We start from the raw sequence: 519 nt of genomic DNA on the forward strand, positions 1-519 counted from the left end.
CAGAGAAAGTGTTACTGAGGCAATCGAGTTAGGAATGGAAGCCAAGGCAATTCCTGCTCTTCTGCACAAGTTCAGCCGGACAGGTGTGCCTGATCATGTACGCATGACGGTAGAACAGTGGGCAGGCGATGTCGGACGGACGGCTTTTGCAACGGTAACACTTTTGCGATGTGGCACACAGGAGGATGCAGACATGGTTGCACGCCATCCCGCGCTGGAAGGATTGCTGGAACGGCTCGGTGACAGGGACTTTATTATTCCGGCGAGCTCTGCTGTCAAAATACGAAAAACGCTTGCTGCAATTGGATTAGGTCCACGTCGTGAACTGGAAGGTGTGGACGATCCGACTCATCATTATCCATTGATTTTGGAACCAGAGAACATAAGTTCAGGCAGCCCCAACAGTGAAATGGAGTCCGACCCTACTCAAGCCCGTTCTATATTTTCCCAAGAGGGAAGAGCAGGTTTTGTTTATACTGGGCGCACGCTGCATTTTTACGAACAAGAGCACACGCTGCC

General features: G+C 51.1%; 1 pseudogene. It reads left to right on the forward strand.

Annotation, left to right across the window (positions count from 1 at the left end):
* Positions 1 to 519: pseudogene (locus GRP75_RS29030) on the forward strand (helicase-associated domain-containing protein); the annotation flags it as partial.

Origin of the sequence: Paenibacillus sp. OT2-17 (assembly GCF_009827695.1) — a bacterium.
Classification (GTDB): domain Bacteria; phylum Bacillota; class Bacilli; order Paenibacillales; family Paenibacillaceae; genus Paenibacillus; species Paenibacillus polymyxa_B.